The sequence below is a fragment of the Arthrobacter sp. LjRoot14 genome (assembly GCF_964253905.1).
Lineage (GTDB): Bacteria > Actinomycetota > Actinomycetes > Actinomycetales > Micrococcaceae > Arthrobacter.
In genome coordinates, this window is record NZ_CAXURL020000001.1 from 592039 (window position 1) to 607488 (window position 15450).

At 66.1% G+C, this 15450-nt stretch carries 16 protein-coding genes; 8 read left to right on the plus strand and 8 right to left on the minus strand.

Annotated elements, in window-relative coordinates; translation table 11 throughout:
• The first annotated feature begins 188 nt into the window (after window positions 1-188).
• From ACSQ12_RS02825 to ACSQ12_RS02840, 4 genes are all read left to right on the plus strand, one after another.
• Window positions 189-1220, plus strand: coding sequence for a hypothetical protein (locus ACSQ12_RS02825; protein WP_436064247.1), 1032 nt, complete (start codon window positions 189-191; stop codon window positions 1218-1220).
• A 20-nt stretch (window positions 1221-1240) separates the two neighbouring features.
• Entirely contained in the window at window positions 1241-1924 is a 684-nt protein-coding gene (locus ACSQ12_RS02830; protein ID WP_436064248.1) for a TrmH family RNA methyltransferase, read from the plus strand.
• A gap of 163 nt (window positions 1925-2087) precedes the next feature.
• The gene (gene fbaA / locus ACSQ12_RS02835) at window positions 2088-3107 is read left to right on the plus strand and encodes a class II fructose-bisphosphate aldolase (RefSeq protein WP_436064249.1); all 1020 of its coding nucleotides are present in this window, start codon (window positions 2088-2090) and stop codon (window positions 3105-3107) included.
• On the plus strand, window positions 3107-3529 hold the full coding sequence (locus ACSQ12_RS02840) for a DUF3151 domain-containing protein (protein ID WP_209747612.1): 423 nt from the start codon (window positions 3107-3109) through the stop codon (window positions 3527-3529). Before fbaA ends, ACSQ12_RS02840 begins: the two co-directional genes overlap by 1 nt.
• Before the next feature lie 66 nt (window positions 3530-3595).
• Here the strand turns inward: ACSQ12_RS02840 and ACSQ12_RS02845 are convergent, their stop codons facing one another.
• A complete protein-coding gene (locus ACSQ12_RS02845) occupies window positions 3596-4228 on the minus strand; it encodes a uracil-DNA glycosylase (RefSeq protein WP_011690388.1) in 633 nt (210 codons plus the stop codon).
• A 457-nt stretch (window positions 4229-4685) separates the two neighbouring features.
• On the opposite strand from ACSQ12_RS02845, the gene ACSQ12_RS02850 reads away from it, so the two are divergent.
• Window positions 4686-5975: an adenylosuccinate synthase gene (locus ACSQ12_RS02850; RefSeq protein ID WP_436064250.1), complete on the plus strand. Its 1290-nt coding sequence runs from the start codon at window positions 4686-4688 to the stop codon at window positions 5973-5975.
• 84 nt (window positions 5976-6059) lie between these two features.
• On the opposite strand, the gene ACSQ12_RS02855 is transcribed toward ACSQ12_RS02850, so the two are convergent.
• On the minus strand, window positions 6060-6251 hold the full coding sequence (locus ACSQ12_RS02855; RefSeq protein WP_436064251.1) for a hypothetical protein: 192 nt from the start codon (window positions 6249-6251) through the stop codon (window positions 6060-6062).
• A 266-nt stretch (window positions 6252-6517) separates the two neighbouring features.
• Between ACSQ12_RS02855 and ACSQ12_RS02860 the strand changes: the two genes are divergently transcribed.
• Window positions 6518-6967, plus strand: coding sequence for an Hpt domain-containing protein (locus tag ACSQ12_RS02860; protein ID WP_436064252.1), 450 nt, complete (start codon window positions 6518-6520; stop codon window positions 6965-6967).
• A 17-nt stretch (window positions 6968-6984) separates the two neighbouring features.
• Here ACSQ12_RS02860 and ACSQ12_RS02865 read toward each other — a convergent pair whose 3' ends face one another.
• From ACSQ12_RS02865 to ACSQ12_RS02875, 3 genes are read right to left on the minus strand one after another with little or no spacing between them, the layout of a single operon-like run.
• Window positions 6985-9207, minus strand: a complete 2223-nt coding sequence (locus tag ACSQ12_RS02865) for an FtsX-like permease family protein (RefSeq protein ID WP_436064253.1) — start codon at window positions 9205-9207, stop codon at window positions 6985-6987.
• An 8-nt stretch (window positions 9208-9215) separates the two neighbouring features.
• Complete coding sequence (locus ACSQ12_RS02870) at window positions 9216-9932, minus strand: ABC transporter ATP-binding protein (protein WP_436064254.1); 717 nt, start codon at window positions 9930-9932, stop codon at window positions 9216-9218.
• On the minus strand, window positions 9929-10456 hold the full coding sequence (locus tag ACSQ12_RS02875; RefSeq protein ID WP_436064255.1) for a PadR family transcriptional regulator: 528 nt from the start codon (window positions 10454-10456) through the stop codon (window positions 9929-9931). The genes ACSQ12_RS02870 and ACSQ12_RS02875 overlap by 4 nt, the downstream gene beginning before the upstream one ends.
• A 441-nt stretch (window positions 10457-10897) precedes the next feature.
• On the opposite strand from ACSQ12_RS02875, the gene ACSQ12_RS02880 reads away from it, so the two are divergent.
• Both ACSQ12_RS02880 and ACSQ12_RS02885 read left to right on the plus strand, forming a co-directional pair.
• Complete coding sequence (locus ACSQ12_RS02880) at window positions 10898-11452, plus strand: RNA polymerase sigma factor (protein WP_436066922.1); 555 nt, start codon at window positions 10898-10900, stop codon at window positions 11450-11452.
• A complete protein-coding gene (locus ACSQ12_RS02885) occupies window positions 11449-12291 on the plus strand; it encodes a hypothetical protein (RefSeq protein ID WP_436064256.1) in 843 nt (280 codons plus the stop codon). Before ACSQ12_RS02880 ends, ACSQ12_RS02885 begins: the two co-directional genes overlap by 4 nt.
• An 83-nt stretch (window positions 12292-12374) precedes the next feature.
• Here ACSQ12_RS02885 and ACSQ12_RS02890 read toward each other — a convergent pair whose 3' ends face one another.
• Genes ACSQ12_RS02890 through sfnG form a run of 3 tightly spaced genes read right to left on the minus strand, consistent with a single transcriptional unit; the run spans window position 12375 to window position 15450 of the window.
• A complete protein-coding gene (locus ACSQ12_RS02890) occupies window positions 12375-12872 on the minus strand; it encodes a CoA-binding protein (RefSeq protein ID WP_436064257.1) in 498 nt (165 codons plus the stop codon).
• Window positions 12869-14215 carry an O-acetylhomoserine aminocarboxypropyltransferase/cysteine synthase family protein gene (locus ACSQ12_RS02895; RefSeq protein ID WP_436064258.1) on the minus strand — a complete coding sequence of 449 codons (1347 nt, stop codon included), beginning with the start codon at window positions 14213-14215 and terminating at the stop codon, window positions 12869-12871. Before ACSQ12_RS02895 ends, ACSQ12_RS02890 begins: the two co-directional genes overlap by 4 nt.
• A complete protein-coding gene (sfnG, locus tag ACSQ12_RS02900) occupies window positions 14215-15450 on the minus strand; it encodes a dimethylsulfone monooxygenase SfnG (RefSeq protein WP_436064259.1) in 1236 nt (411 codons plus the stop codon). The genes ACSQ12_RS02895 and sfnG overlap by 1 nt, the downstream gene beginning before the upstream one ends.

Below are 15450 nucleotides of genomic sequence, written 5' to 3' on the forward strand. Positions count from 1 at the left end.
AGCCGCGGCGTTCCGGGACGGTGCCACTCCGTTAGGCTCGTAGCTGGCACCAGGTGCCAGCGGCCACGGATCGGGGGATATCCGCGGCGGTTTGTTGTGCCGGCATGCGCCGGCAGACCCCCGCCGCCGGACATCAGCAGGCATCCCGGGAACCGCAGGATGCCCGCAAGCACCTGAAAGGGCCCGCCATGAGCAACAACTACAGTGCACCGCCGCCCGGAGACAACCGGACCGGAGATACCGAGAGATACCCCGAGGTGCTCCGCCCGCCGCAGGGCCAGCAGGCTCCTCCATACCCGCCGCAGCAGTTCCAGCAGCACCCTTACGCGCCCCCGCCCTACGCAGCGGAGCCCCAGCGGAACAACAAGAACCTGATCATTGTGCTGGCCGCCGTTGCCGCCGCCGTGATCGTTGCGCTGGTCGCCGTTTTCGTCTGGGTCATTCCGGCGTTCAGCAAGCCGCAGGCGGAGGAGAATCCCGCGCCCGTGGCCACGTCCGCCGAATCCGCGTCCCCGGAAGCGGCCGAGGACAGCGCAGCCCCCGAAGAATCCGTGGCGCCGTCCGAAGACACGGGCGCGGATGAGATGCCGGCCGGGGCCTTTCCGCTTCCGGCCGGGTGGGATGACCTGCAGGGCCCCGCCAACATTCCGGCCAGCGACGACCCGCTGTACAACCGGTTTGTCACCGGGGAATCCTCGTTCTCCTACCTGTCCGCCTGGAGCAGCGACGACACGTTCGGGATCACCAAGGATCCGTCCACCGGCGCCCCCATGCAGCAGGTCGCCAAGGGCACCGAAGAGCGCGATGGTGACGGCATCTCCACGGCCTTCTCGTTCTTCGCCGAAGCGGAGGAAGGCAAGTACGGCAAGGAGCCTGAAAAGGTCCAGGCAGCCATCAAGGAGGTCGAGGCAAAGCTCAAGGCCATCCCCGCCGCCGAACTGCCGCAGCACCTGGTCGGCCACAAATGCGCCAGCGACTTTGAGGCGTCGACGCCGCAAATCCGGGAGTTCCGCCGCGCGGCCGCCGTTGTGGTCGGCTTCACCTGCACCAACGCCGGAGGAGACGCCATCCGCGCGGTCAACCTGTTCACCGTTACTCCGTGGGGCACACCGCAGATGATGGGCGTCAGCGGGCACGAGAGCTATTGGACCGCCAACCCGGAGGCGCTCGAGAAGATCGGCAACTCGTACCGGGCCAACCGCTGGAAGCTGGACGGCTAAGCCGCCGCTAAAGTTGAAGCGTGACTGACCCCCAGACCCCAGCAGCGCCCGCCTCCCCGCCTGATTCCCCCTCTGGCGAGGAACCGGAACCCAAGGCGGAGGTCGGCGTCGGGCCCTGGGAAGGCGAGCTTCCCGAGGGGGAGCACTGGGACCCGGACCTCCTGGCCGACGGCGACCGCCGCAATGTGGTGGACAAGTACCGCTACTGGAAGCACGAGGCCATCGTGGCGGACCTCGACTCCAAGCGCCACGACTTCCACATCGCGATCGAAAACTGGCAGCACGACCTCAACATCGGCACCGTGGTGCGCACTGCCAACGCCTTCCTCGCCAAGGAAGTGCACATCATCGGACGACGCCGGTGGAACCGCCGCGGAGCCATGGTCACCGACCGTTACCAGCACGTCCGCCACCACCCCACTGTGGAGGACTTCGTGGCGTGGGCGCAGGGGGAGGGGCTAGCGATCATCGGCATCGACATCTTCCCTGATTCCGTGCCCCTGGAAACCTACGACCTCCCGAAAAACTGCGTCCTGGTGTTCGGCCAGGAAGGCCCGGGCCTCACCCCCGAGGTCCACGAGGCCGCCCTGGACACCCTGTCGATTGAACAGTTCGGCTCCACCCGGTCCATCAACGCCGCGTCCGCGGCAGCCATCGCCATGCACGCCTGGATCCGCCGGCACGTGTTCAGCCAGCACGTCTAGCTCCCGCCGGGATGGCACGCCGGGCGGGCGGAGCGCAAAGTGTTACCCGGCCAGTGACCCGAAACACTGCCCCCGCGCAGAAATGGCTAGGATGGGTGCTAGCCGACGAGGTTCACTCCAGGGTCAACACAACCCGTAGACGAAATTCACTTTAGGAGTCAGCATGCCCATTGCAACCCCAGAGATCTACTCCGAGATGATCGACCGCGCAAAGGCGGGCGGCTTCGCTTTCCCGGCAGTCAACGTGACGTCCTCGCAGACGCTGAACGCGGCCCTGCGCGGCTTCGCCGAGGCAGAGTCCGACGGCATCGTCCAGGTTTCCACCGGCGGCGCAGCGTACTGGTCCGGTGCCTCCACCAAGGACATGGTTGCCGGCTCCCTGGGCTTCGCCGCATTCGCCCGCGAAGTAGCCAAGAACTATGGCGTCAACATCGCGCTGCACACCGACCACTGCCCCAAGGACAAGCTGGACGGCTTTGTCCTGCCGCTGCTGGCCGCATCCGAGGCCGAGGTCAAGGCCGGACGCCACCCGATCTTCAACTCGCACATGTGGGACGGCTCCGCCGAGACCCTGCAGGAAAACCTGCGCATCGCCCGTGAACTGCTGGAGCGCACCGCCGCTGCCAAGATGATCCTCGAGGTCGAGATCGGCACGGTCGGCGGCGAGGAAGACGGCGTCGAAAACGAGATCAACGAGAAGCTCTACACCACGGTGGAAGACGCTCTGGCCACCATCGAAGCCCTCGGCGCCGGCGAGAACGGCCGCTACATCACCGCCCTGACCTTCGGCAACGTGCACGGCGTGTACAAGCCCGGCGGCGTGAAGCTGCGCCCGGAGATCCTCAAGGACATCCAGGCCCAGGTCGGCGCGAAGATCGGCAAGGACAGCCCGTTCGACCTCGTCTTCCACGGCGGTTCCGGTTCCTCGGACCAGGAAATCGCGGACGCCGTTTCCTACGGCACCATCAAGATGAACATCGACACCGACACCCAGTACGCCTACACGCGTCCGGTGGCAGACCACATGTTCAAGAACTACGACGGCGTGCTGAAGGTTGACGGCGAGGTCGGCAACAAGAAGACCTACGACCCGCGCGTCTGGGGTGCCTCCGCTGAAGCCGGGCTGGCCGCCCGCGTGGTTGAGGCTACCAAGCAGCTCGGCTCGGCCGGAAAGACGTTCTAATGTCCGACGAGTTCCGCAGGAACCTGATGGGCCCGGAGCCCACGCTCCTGCCCGCGGAGTCCGAGATCTACCAGCACCTGGCCCTCGGCCAGGAGGCGCTGGATCTTGTGGCGAAGCACCCCACGTCCTCGCTTCTGTGGGCCATCCTGGCCGAGGAAGCCTGGAACGAGGGCCGGATTGTCGATTCGTACGCGTACGCCCGCGTTGGCTACCACCGGGGCCTGGACTCGCTGCGGCGCAACGGCTGGCGCGGCGTGGGACCCATCCCGTGGGAGCACGAGCCCAACCGCGGCTTCCTGCGCGCCCTGTACGCGCTGGGCCGTGCATCGTCGGCTATCGGCGAGGCAGAGGAACCGGAGCGCATTGAGAAGTTCCTCAATGACTCCGACCCCACCGCCAAAGCGGCCCTCGAAGGCAAGTAACTGAAATAACGACGGCGGCTCCCCACCTTCCCGGTGGGGAGCCGCCGTCGTATGTGCTTCAGGCTGTTAGTTAGCCTTCGTGAGGCCCGTGCGGGCCATGGCGTCAGCGTACACAACGTGCATTTCGTCGAGGTACTGCTGCTGGCGGGCTTCGGTTCCGGCGAAGGCGCGGCCGCTGAGCGAGCGGACCTTGTAGGTCTTCAGGCCGCGGCGCCACAGCAGCGGCACTTCGGTCTTCAGGAGCAGCTGGGCCAGGCGGTTGGCTTCGGTGCCGTGGGCCACGATCACGGAGGCGCGGGGAACCAGCGCGAGGAACTTCAGCAGCGGCTTGAGGCCGGCGGAAATCTGGTCCGGCGTGAACTTGCCGTTCGGCTCGCCGGGGATGTGCCACGGGTGGACGTTCCAGGGCATGACGAACTCGGGGCGGAGGCCCAGCTTCCACTGCACGCCGAGCATGCGGGTGGCGGCTTCGCTGTCGCCGGCGGTGATGAAACCGGATTCATCGGCGGTGCCGATGTTGGAGTACAGGCTGATGATGCGGCACTCGTCGACGTCGTGCATCGGGTCCACGTAGGGGACCACGGTGTCCGGCTTGAGGCTCTGGAAGGTGTCGCACAGCTCATTGACAACTGCGACGTTGGGTTCGTAACGGCGGCTCAGAAGCTGCTCGCGGAAAGATTCAGTAGCCAGGGCTGTCATGTATTGCTGTGTCTCCTGCGGGATCGGTGACGCTGCCATACCGGATGCGGGCATGCCAATTACCGGCACGCCAGATACGGTGTGGTGTGAAAATGTGGTGAGTGGACCGATTCCTGATCGATCCTTATCAGTCTATCAAGCCCAGCGAAATGCCGGGCCGGCCGTCATCGGCAGACCCGGCACTCCGGTCCGCAAGGTGAGGGAAATTACCCTCGGCCGTCACCACAGCCGCTTGGTGGCGCGGCGTGCCCCTTGAGGGGCGAAAGCGGTGCTTGCCACTCATATCGGCTAAACTTGGGTGGTAAGAGCCCCGGAACTCTTGCGTTGTGCGTGACGGTCAGTTGGCCGGACAGGTACGGCAGTGGAATTCGGGGCATTCTCATGAACGGCGCTGTACCTGGCTGGTCACTTCGGTGAACCGGCTGCGGTCCGGCCCGAACGAATGGGGGAGGATCCCATGCCAGCAATCGTGATCGTCGGAGCCCAGTGGGGCGACGAAGGCAAAGGTAAAGCCACTGACCTGCTTGGCGGCCGCGTCGACTACGTGGTCAAGCCGAACGGCGGCAACAACGCCGGGCACACCGTCGTCGTGGGCGGTGAGAAGTATGAGCTCAAGCTCCTTCCTGCCGGCATCCTGAGCCCGAACGCGGTTCCGATCATCGGCAACGGCTGCGTGGTGAACCTCGAGGCCCTGTTCCAGGAAATCGACGGCCTGGAGGCCCGCGGCGCGGACACCTCCAAGCTCCGCGTCTCCGCCAACGCCCACCTTGTGGCGCCCTACCACCAGGTGCTGGACAAGGTCACCGAGCGGTTCCTGGGCAGCCGGGCCATCGGCACCACCGGCCGCGGCATCGGCCCGGCGTACATGGACAAGGTGGCCCGCCTGGGGATCCGCGTCCAGGACGTCTTTGACGAGTCCATCCTCCGCCAGAAGGTGGAAGGCTCGCTGCGCCAGAAGAACGAACTCCTGGTCAAGGTCTACAACCGCCGTGACATCGAAGTGGAGGAGATCGTCAGCTACTTCCTCTCCTTCGCCGAACGCCTGCGCCCGCTGGTCATCGACAGCACCTATGTCCTGAACACGGCACTGGACGAGGGCAAGGTGGTCCTCATGGAGGGCGGCCAGGCCACCTTCCTGGACGTGGACCACGGCACCTACCCGTTCGTGACCTCCTCCAACCCGACCGCCGGCGGCGCTTCGGTGGGTTCCGGCATCGGCCCCACCCGGATCTCGCGCTCCATCGGCATCATCAAGGCCTACACCACGCGTGTGGGTGCCGGACCGTTCCCCACTGAACTGTTCGACGAGATGGGCATGTACCTGCAGAAGACCGGCGGCGAGTTCGGCGTCAACACGGGCCGGCCGCGCCGCTGCGGCTGGTATGACGCCGTCCTGGCCCGCCACGCTTCACGCGTCAACGGCTTCACGGACTACTTCGTCACCAAGCTGGACGTGCTGACGGGCATCGAGCAGATCCCGGTCTGCGTGGCCTACGACGTTGACGGCGTCCGGCACGATGAAATGCCCATGACGCAGACTGAGTTCCACCACGCCAAGCCGATCTTCGAGTACTTCGAAGGCTGGACCGAGGACATCACCGGTGCGCGCACCCTGGAGGACCTCCCGGAGAACGCCAGGAACTACGTACTGGCCCTAGAGAAGCTCTCCGGCACGCGTTTCTCGGCGATCGGCGTCGGTCCGGACCGCGACCAGACCATCGTGGTCAACGACCTCATCAACGACTGATACCGACTAACTGACGTCCGACGGCGGCGGGTCACCTGGCAAGGTGGCCCGCCGCCGTCGTGGTTAATGCCGGATGGATACCGCCTAGGCGGGGGACTGCCTGCTGCGGGTCTGCAGCAGGTGCTGCTGCAGTTTCGCCTCGGCATCGCGGCGGCGGCGTGCCTGTTCGCGCATGGCCCGTGTTGCGGCCGAACCCCGGGAGTTGATCAGTCCGGTCACATGTTTGGGGGTCGCTGCCGGACCGGCGGCAGGGACGGCCATCACTTCCTCACTCATGCCCGTATCCTGACATTCCCGCCTGCCGCACGTAACCCCCGCGGGCGGAGCGTTACAGGATCGGGATCTGCACGGCGGCCGTGGCGCCGGTACGTAGTGATGCGCATGATTCAGGTGATAGCGGGTGTGATTCGGGTACCGGCCACTCGTGACCGGCCGGTCAGCCCTCCCTATGTTGGATCCACCGGCACTGCGCTGGGAGTACGGCTCCTACAGGCAAGTCGCCGGACCGCTAACGGGAGGGGATGGGCGTCATGGGTCTCAGCTTGAAGTCAGGTAAGAAGAAGACCGGTCCGGAGCCTGGGCTGCCGGAGCGGTCCGCAGCCCTCGAACAGGGGCCGCGCCGGTACCGTGCCCGGATCAACCGGGCCCCGGTCCTCGACCGCATGCGCGTGCAGGAACTCGCCGGGAACATTCATGCCCAAAGCCGGCTTGTTGAATTCCTGAACCTCTTCCTGGTGCTTCTCCCGTCCAGGGTCAACAACGTTATCGGGGCCCTGGACAGCGGGGACCTTGAAGCTGCGAGTGCGGCCGCGCAAAGCCTTGCGTCGTCTGCCGCCATGGCGGGGGCCTCCCGGCTGGAGCTCGTGGCGTTGCTGGTCGATACCGATCTCCGTACCGGCCGGATGGACCGGGCGCGTGAGACGGGGCGACGACTGGTGCCGGACGCCGCCGAACTGGGCGCAGCCCTTTCCCGTCTGCTGACGGGCCGCTGAGAGCCAACGAGCATTGCCTATTCGAAGCGTGCCGCCGTGATCGCGGTGTGGCCCCGGATGAGGCCGAAAGTTGCGGTGACCGCACCGAGGGCCAGCAGCAGGCTGAGGCCCAGGGCCAGGAAGTAGCCGGGCGCCGGCCACCTCACCCGGTAGGTGTCGTCGATGAACGTCACCATCAACCAGGCCACGAGAAACCCCAGTCCGATCGAGAGCAGCAACACGGTGAGGAGCGGGACGGCGGATTCGCGGGTGATAATCCGGCGCAGGACGGACACCGGCATTCCCATTAATCGCATGAGGCCGAGTACCCTCTTCCGGTCCAGGACAGCGGAAGCGGTGGCGACGGCCAATGAAAGCCCTGCGATTGCGATAGCGGCGAACATGCCCAGGTAGGCGAGCACGGCCAGGCCCTGAACCAGGCGGGTGGTGGACTGTAACCCGATGTCCATTGGTGAGGTGGCCGGGATCGCGGTGATGCCTGAGCCGTTCAGCGCCGTCCGGGCTCGGTCCATGGCCGCGGGGGTCCCGTCGGTGCCGAGCACCATCACCACCGGTACCAGTCCGTCCAGGGTTGCCCCGGGCGCAGGCGTCAGTGCCAGGGGCCGGGTTGTCCCGTAGTGGAGGAACGACGCATCGACGCTGACGGTCTCGGTTGCCGGGATGTCTTCAAAGCCCAGTCCGGGGGCGTCCGAGGACCGAAGATAGATGTCAGGGCCTGCATCCGTTTCGGAGAGGGCTGCCGGGCCGTAGCCGACGGTGGCGCTCCGGATTCCGGGCAGTTTCCTGGCTTGGCGTGCGGCGTCCGAGACCCGGGCCGGTGTGGCCACCGTTCCCACCGTGGCGTACAGGCTGGCGGGCTGCAGCAGACCTGGCGCGGCCGCGGGCGCCTCCGTTGATTCGACGATGCTGGATGCTCCGGCGAAGACGGAAACGACGAACACCGCGACTACGAGCCCTGACACGGAACGGAAGGTCGCCACGGGGGTTCTTTGGATCCGGCTGGCGGCAATGACTGCCGCCGCGCTTCGCGCCCGGCGCAGCCCCATCCTGCTGACCAGCAAGGTCAGCCAGGGGCCGATCACCACGATGCCCGCAAGGATCAGGACAAAGCCGCCGATGAGGAGCGGTGATTCAATCCATGGCAGTCTGATTTTCACGACCCGGATAATGACGACTGCCGTGATCATGGCGCCCAATCCGGTCAGCAGGGGCACCGTCCGCCATGCCGTGGGTGTCTTTTCGTGGACGGCGCGCGTCACCCCCAGGGGACCAACGTCCGCCTTGGCCGTGCGGACGCCGGCCACCCCGGCCGATGCCGCAACCACCGCGGCGACGACGGCGGCGGAAGCCCCCCACCCGGTGGCCAGATCAGCTTCGAACATCCGGGTGCCATTAACCGGGATGAGCGCGGCAGCAGGTCTCAACAGAGCGGCCAATACGATGCCCAGCACCGCACCGACCAGGCTGGGCACCGCGGTTTCGACGGCGGCTATCCGCGAGACCACGTTCGGCGATGCGCCGATGAGCCGCAGGGTCGCGAAGCGTTCCCGGCGCCGGGCCGCACCGAGGCCGGTGACGATGCTGATGAGCAGCAGAACCGGGAAGAAGACCGCAATGGCACCGATGAGCAGCACGGTGCTGTAGGCGGCCGCGCTGCCTCCGTAAGGGGTGGCAGTGAACCCGGAAACGAGGGACGCCCTTCCGCTCTGGCGGAGTTCGGCTTCCGTGGCGCCGGTGACAACGATCAGGGAATCCGGACCGGGCAGGGCAGCCTCGTCGATCGTGCCGGCGAATTCCCCGAAACGATCGCCAAGCTGGTCCCGGGGTGTCGACTCGATCAGATGCTGGAGGGCCGGCGATGCGTAATACCGGCCCGGCTCCGGAGGGCTGCCGATTCCCGGAATTCTTACGGTGGTCGGGATCAGGGCCGCGACATCCCGGCGGTTGATCAGCTGGTTGCGGAAGACTTCCACCGGGTTGGCCGTCATGAGGATCGTGTCCGCGGTCAAAGGTACGGGTGTTGCCGGTCCTGACGCGGCCGGATCGTCCGTCGTCACGGGAACGGCCACGGAAGCTTGGCCGGTTTCGCGCAACCAGGCGCCGCGGTCATCGCGGGCGCCAAGGCCGTTGGCGCCACCCCAGAGCAACAGCAGCAGGCACACTCCGACGGCGACCCCTCCGGCGATGCCTGCCAGCCGCCCGTAGGCGGACCGGCTGCCGGCGACTGCCAGTTTGAGCAACCCCGGATTCACTGCGATACCCGGTAGCCGGCGCCGATTGCACCGTCGCGAACGATGACTTCCCGGTCAGCGTACGCGGCGGTGCGTGCGTCGTGGGTGATGATTACCACGGTCGTTCCTACCTCCCGGACAAGCTCGAGCATGAGAGTGAGGACGTTCTCGGACGCGAGCGAATCCAGGGACCCCGTGGGCTCGTCGGCGAACAACACGGCAGGGGAGCTCACCAGTGCCCTGGCTACGGCGACACGCTGGGCCTGGCCGCCCGACAAGTCGCCGGGCAGCTTGCCGCCGAGCCCGTCGAGTCCCAGTCGGTCCAGCAGGTCAGCGGACCGCCGCGTGGCCTCCAGGCGTTTGGCTCCGCCCAGGAGGAGGGGAAGGCTGACGTTATCCACTGCGGTGAGCTCAGGCAGGAGCTGGCCGAACTGGAAGACGAATCCGAAATCGGTCAGCCGAAGCCGGGCCCGTTTCGGTTCTGCGAGGGCGCTGACCACCACCGGTGTCTGCCTTTGTGGCGGAGTGTAGGCCACCGTGCCGCTAGTCGGCACGAGCACCCCGGCCAGGCAGTGGAGCAGCGTTGACTTGCCCGATCCGGAGGGGCCCATGATGGCGAGCACTTCGCCGCGTTGGACGTCGAGGTCGATTCCGCGCAGGGCCCGTGTCTGTCCGAAGGAGTGGTGCAGCCCGCGGGCACTGAGGATGGGTGACGGGGTATCGATCGTACTCATGCGCTCAGGAGCTCCTTCTTGAGTCGGGTCAGGCGGGCGCTGGTGAGTTCGATCCAGCGAAGATCGGCTTCGATGTGGAACAGTCCGTGGTCGCACATCAGCACGTGCAGCAAGTCCGAATCCTGCTTGAGGCGGGTGAGCTCCCGCATTCGGGCCATGTGCTCCGCGCGCTGGATGTCGAGCAGGCGGTCGGCGTCGTCATCGACGAGCAAAGCGATCACGGTCTTGGCGAAGAGGTTGCTTTGCAGCGTCTCTGACGGAACATCCGGGGTGAATAGCCACTCACGGACCTTGCCGTGGCCGGCAGCGGTGATCTCGTACTTTTTGCGGTCCGGGCCGCCGCCGGTTTCCTCGCCCAGGGCGCGGATCAAGTCGTCCCGGACCAGGCGGGCCAGTGTGGAATAGACCTGGCCGAAGGCCAAGGCCTTCTGGGTCCCGAAGTAGCGGTCGTATGAGTGCTTGAGGTCGTAGCCATAGCTTGGCTGGCGGCTCAGAAGGCCCAACAGGGTAAGTGAGTTGTTCACGCCTCCATCTATACACTGAGTGAATAGCGGGATGCCGGCATTGCGTACGACGCATCTGACTGTGTCGTCGGAGCGGCGGCAGAAGCGGCGGAGACGGGCCACGAAAACTTTTTTGCACTTTTTTTGATTCCGCGTAACCCTGGCCGCCCCCGTGACGATTACCACTATGAAAGCGCCGGGTTCGAAGTTGTCCCCCATCAGGTTCGAACCCGGCGCTTGACTGCAAAAAGAGAGCCGGGCTGGAACTGTCCCCCATCATGTTCCGGCCCGGCCCTTTTTTGTCCGAAGCCGGTTCAGCAGGAAGCCGGCCGAGGAGTGCGCGGTCTCCGACGGTTTTCCCTGGTTACCCGGGGTAAAGTTGCGGAGCGGGATACAGCCCGGCCGCCACATGATGGCCATACAATGATGTAGCCATCTCCCTTGAACGAAAGCCATCCGTCCGTGACCGACGCACTGACCGACGCCTCATTCCAGGCCCTCAAGGGCCGCGATGGCGAGCTGTTCAATCTGGTCTATCGGAGCTATGCGTCGCAGGTGCTGGGATACCTGACCGCCCGTGGCGTCGAGGACCCGGAGGCCACCATGCAGGATGTCTTCCTGGCCGTCCTTCCCCGGATAGAAACCATCAGCGGGGGTGCCAGCGGGCTTCGGACCTTCCTGTTCTCGGTGGCCCATGCGCGAATGGTCGACGATCACCGAAGGCAAAGCCGGACGCCCGCGAAGCAACCGTTCGAACCCGGGCTTGACCGGCGGGAAGCCGCCTCGGCTGAAGCGGCGGCCATGCTGCTGATGGCACCCGGGGAAGTGCTGCAGCTGCTTGACATCTTGGGAGAGGACCACAAAGAGGTCCTGACGCTGCGGATCATCGCAGATCTCACGGTGGAGCAAGTGGCCGAAATTATGGGGAAAAGCGCCGGAGCCGTCAAACAGCTTCAGCGCCGTGCTTTGGACAGACTCCGTGAACATTCGGCCGTAAAGGACTACGTAGCGCCATGACAACCAGGGATGACGTTTCTGGTGGGACCGTTGACCGGCTTCTGCTCGACGCCGGCCACACGGACGTGCCTGAGCTGAGGGCCGCACTTCTGTCCATAGCTTCGCTGGGGCACATGCAGGTTCCCGCCCCGGGCGCCGAGCTTGCGGCCATGCTGGCAGGGTCTCGGGATGAACTGACGAAGAAACGCTGGCTGCGCCGGCACCGCCCCACGGTGGCGGGCCTTGCAGTCCTGGCCGGCATGAGTCTCGGGGTCAGCGCGGTTGCCGCCACCAGCGAAGTATCGACAACGGGCTCGGGGCCCTGGTCCATACAGGAGCTGACGACAGGCTGGACCCCGGACTGGATGCTTCCCCTCAAGCCGGCCGCAACTGACCCGGGCGGACCGAGAGCGTCGGTCTCGCCGCTCTTCCTGCAGCTTGACCAGGTGGGCCTTGCAGATGCAGACGAGCCGGCAGGCCCGGACATACAGAGCGCCGCCGCGGGCCGCGCCAACGATCAGGCGCCGGAAACACAGCCGGGTGCGCCGGTGCAGCAGCCTGCCAAGGTATCCGACCGGGCAAACGGGGCGGCCTCCGGCAACAGCCACGCAGGGAAGCGGGGCGCTGAGGACTCCGGCGTAAGCGAGGCGGATTCCGCCGTGGAGGAACAGTCCGCACCAGGCTCCCCGGAAAACGCCGGCGAGCCTTCCGACAGGGCTACCCCGGCGCCGGAAGCAAACAGCTCGGAGCTCCGCGGAAACAACCCGAAGAAGGACAAATCCGGTACGGGCCTGCTCGGTTCCGCCGTTGAGTCCGCCATCGATCCCGTCAGCAGCTGGCTGAAGAAGTTCCGGCCGTAGCGGCGGCCTCCCCGCAATGCTCGAACGGACGCTAGAAGACCCGCGGCGGGCCTCAAGCGTCCGTTCGCGCTGAAACGGCCCGGTTAGGCCAGGACCTGCCGTTTGGAGGAGATGACCCCGGTGTCGAAGCCGGCAAGGTGGAGTCCGCCGTGGAAGCGGGCGTGCTCGATCTTGACGCACCGGTCCATCACGACGTCGAGCCCGGCGGCTTCCGCTTCCTTCGCCACGTCCTCATGCCAGGAACCAAGCTGCAGCCACAGCGTCTTGGCACCGGCTGCGATTGCCTCGTCCAGAACGCCGGGCAGGTCATCATGCTTGCGGAACACATCCACGATGTCGGGGCTCCCGGGGAGGTCGGCAAGCGACGCGTAGGTGGGCTGTCCCAGGATTTCCTTGACTACCGGGTTCACGAAGTACACCTTGTAGCGGGTGGAGGACTGCAGGTAGGTTGCCACGAAGTAACTTGCCCGCGAGGGCTTGTCCGAGGCGCCCACAATGGCGATGGACTTAGCCTGCCGGAGCAGGTTCAGGCGGTCGGGCGCTGACGGGCCTTCCCAGGTCCTGGATTCTGCTGCGCTCATGCGATTGCTCCGATCGTGCAGGCATCGGCGGCGACGGTTTCGACAGGTTCAACCACCGACGAGGAGGCGGCGTCCAGCGCCTGGTCCAGGTCCCACAGGATGTCCTCGATGTCCTCGAGCCCGATCGAGATCCGGACCAGGTCCTCGGGGACGCCCGCGGATTCCAGCTGGACCGGACTCAGCTGCTGGTGGGTCGTGGAGCCGGGGTGGATCACAAGGGTCCGGGAGTCGCCAACGTTGGCCAGGTGTGAGGCCAGCTGGAGTGACTCGATGAATTTCTGCCCGGCAGCGCGGCCGCCCTTGACGCCGAACGAGAACACCGAACCCGGCCCCAGGGGCAGGTACTTCTTCGCCCGCTCAAAGTGCGGGTGGGAGGGCAGGCCGGAGAAGTTCACGTAGGCGACGCGCTCGTCCGCTTCAAGCCACTCGGCCACGGCCTGGGCGTTCTTCAGGTGCTCGTCCAGGCGCTGCGGAAGGGTTTCCACGCCCTGCAGCAGCTGGAACGCGGACTGCGGAGAGAGCGCGGGGCCGATATCCCGCAACTGCTCGCAGCGGAGCTTGGTCAGGAAGCCGTACTCGCCGAAGTTGCCCCACCAGGAGACGTTGCCGTAGGAGGCCACGGGCTCGGTCATGCTGGGGAACTTGCCGTTGCCCCAGTTGAACCGGCCGCTCTCCACGATCACGCCGCCCAGGGTGGTGCCGTGTCCGCCGAGGAACTTGGTGGCGGAGTGGATCACGATGTCCGCCCCGTGCTCGATCGGCCGCACCAGGTACGGCGTGCTCAAGGTGGCGTCGACGACCAGGGGGATGCCGGCGTCGCGCGCCACCTTTGCCAGCCCCTCAAGGTCCTGGACTTCGGACGACGGGTTGGCCACCACCTCGACGAAGATCGCCTTAGTGTTCTCCCGGACCGCGGCGGCGTAGTCCGCCGGATCGGTACCGGGGACGAACGTGGTGTCCACCCCGAAGCGGCGCAGCGTGACGTCCAGCTGGGTGACGGTGCCGCCGTAGAGCTGGGAGGCCGCCACGATGTGGTCGCCCGCCTGGGTGAGCGCGGCGAACGTAATGAATTCCGCGGCCATGCCCGACGACGTCGCAACGGCGCCGATGCCGCCCTCCAAGGAGGCAATGCGCTCTTCGAACGCCGCCACCGTGGGGTTGCCGATCCGGGAGTAGATGTTGCCGTACTTCTGCAGGGCGAAGAGGTTGGCGGCGTCCTGGGTGTCCTTGAAGACGAAGGACGTGGTCTGGTAGATCGGGACGGCCCGCGCGCCGTGCTCGGCGTCGGGTGTGCCGCCGGCGTGCAGGGCGCGGGTGCGGAAGCCGAACTTGCGGTCCGCCATTACGCGTTCACCAGCCCGGTGGTTTTTGACGCGTCGGCGGCCACGGGCGTGCCGGACAGGTCCAGTTCGGTGCCGTTCCTGCGGGCGAGGTCAGCCTCGAGTTCGCGGACGATCGGCAGGATGTCCTGGCCGAACGCGGCGACTTCCTCCTGGAAGTGCAGGTATCCGGTGAGGAATAGGTTTACGCCGATCTTCTTGTACTCCACGATCCGCTCGGCGATCTGTTCCGGGGTGCCGATCAGCTGGGTCTTGAAGCCGTCGTTGTACTGGACCAGGTCCTCGAAGCTTGAGTCGGCCCACATGCCCTTGCCGTCCTTGGTGGAAGGACCGGCTTCCTGGACCGCGGCCCGGAACCCCTCGACGGCGGGCTTGTGCGCCTTCTCCACGATTTCGCGGAGGGTGTCGCGGGCTTCCTTTTCGGAGTCGCGGGCAATGACGAAGCCGTTGAGGCCAAACCGCGGAGCGGACAAAGCGGAGGGCAAAGCGGCCGGGAGCGAGCCGTCCGTGCCGCGGCCGCTTTCTCCTGCGGCAGCAACCACGCCCGCGATGTTCTCCTTGAAGCCTTCCAGGTCCTTGCCGTTGGAGAAGTACCAGTCCGCCACGCGGCCGGCGGTGGCCTGGGCCGCGGTGGAGTTGCCGCCGAAGAAGATTTCAGGGTGCGCGCGGCCCGGAACGTCCACCGGGGCAGGGTTCAGGGTGAAGTCGGTGATGTTGTAGTACTTGCCGGACTGGCTGTACTCCTGCTCGGTCCACAGGCCCCGCAGGACCTTGATGAATTCCTCGGTGCGCACGTAGCGTTCGTCGTGTTCCAGCCACTCCAGGCCGAAGTTGGTGAACTCGTTCTTGAGCCAGCCGGAGACGATGTTGACGGCGGCGCGGCCGTTGGAGATGTGGTCCGCGGTGATGATGAACTTGGCCAGCACGCCGGGGTGCCACATGCCGGGGTGGACGGCGGAGATCACCTTGAGGCGCTCGGTGGCGGCCAGCAGGGCCAGGCTGAAGGACGTGGCTTCATGCTGCTTGTCCGCGCCGTAGGAGGCGGCGTAGCGGGTCTGGGTCAGGGCGTACTCGAAGCCGGAGTCCTCGGCGATCCGGGCCAGCTTTTTGTTGTAGTCGAAGTCCCAGCCGGTGCGCTGTTCGATGGTGGAGACCACCAGGCCTCCGGAAACGTTCGGCACCCAGTAGGCGAACTTGAGCGGTTCGGAAAGACGGGCAACGCTGCTGATGTCGTTCAT

Bases quoted from the DNA above. Each gene is read 5' to 3' on its own strand.
- ACSQ12_RS02840 (WP_209747612.1), top strand. From the start codon at position 3,107: ATGTCCGACGAGTTCCGCAGGAACCTGATGGGCCCGGAGCCCACGCTC.
- ACSQ12_RS02850 (WP_436064250.1), top strand. From the start codon at position 4,686: ATGCCAGCAATCGTGATCGTCGGAGCCCAGTGGGGCGACGAAGGCAAA.
- ACSQ12_RS02885 (WP_436064256.1), top strand. From the start codon at position 11,449: ATGACAACCAGGGATGACGTTTCTGGTGGGACCGTTGACCGGCTTCTG.
- ACSQ12_RS02890 (WP_436064257.1), bottom strand. From the start codon at position 12,872: ATGAGCGCAGCAGAATCCAGGACCTGGGAAGGCCCGTCAGCGCCCGAC.
- ACSQ12_RS02870 (WP_436064254.1), bottom strand. From the start codon at position 9,932: ATGAGTACGATCGATACCCCGTCACCCATCCTCAGTGCCCGCGGGCTG.
- ACSQ12_RS02825 (WP_436064247.1), top strand. From the start codon at position 189: ATGAGCAACAACTACAGTGCACCGCCGCCCGGAGACAACCGGACCGGA.
- ACSQ12_RS02895 (WP_436064258.1), bottom strand. From the start codon at position 14,215: ATGGCGGACCGCAAGTTCGGCTTCCGCACCCGCGCCCTGCACGCCGGC.
- sfnG (WP_436064259.1), bottom strand. From the start codon at position 15,450: ATGAACGACATCAGCAGCGTTGCCCGTCTTTCCGAACCGCTCAAGTTC.
- ACSQ12_RS02845 (WP_011690388.1), bottom strand. From the start codon at position 4,228: ATGACAGCCCTGGCTACTGAATCTTTCCGCGAGCAGCTTCTGAGCCGC.
- ACSQ12_RS02855 (WP_436064251.1), bottom strand. From the start codon at position 6,251: ATGAGTGAGGAAGTGATGGCCGTCCCTGCCGCCGGTCCGGCAGCGACC.
- fbaA (WP_436064249.1), top strand. From the start codon at position 2,088: ATGCCCATTGCAACCCCAGAGATCTACTCCGAGATGATCGACCGCGCA.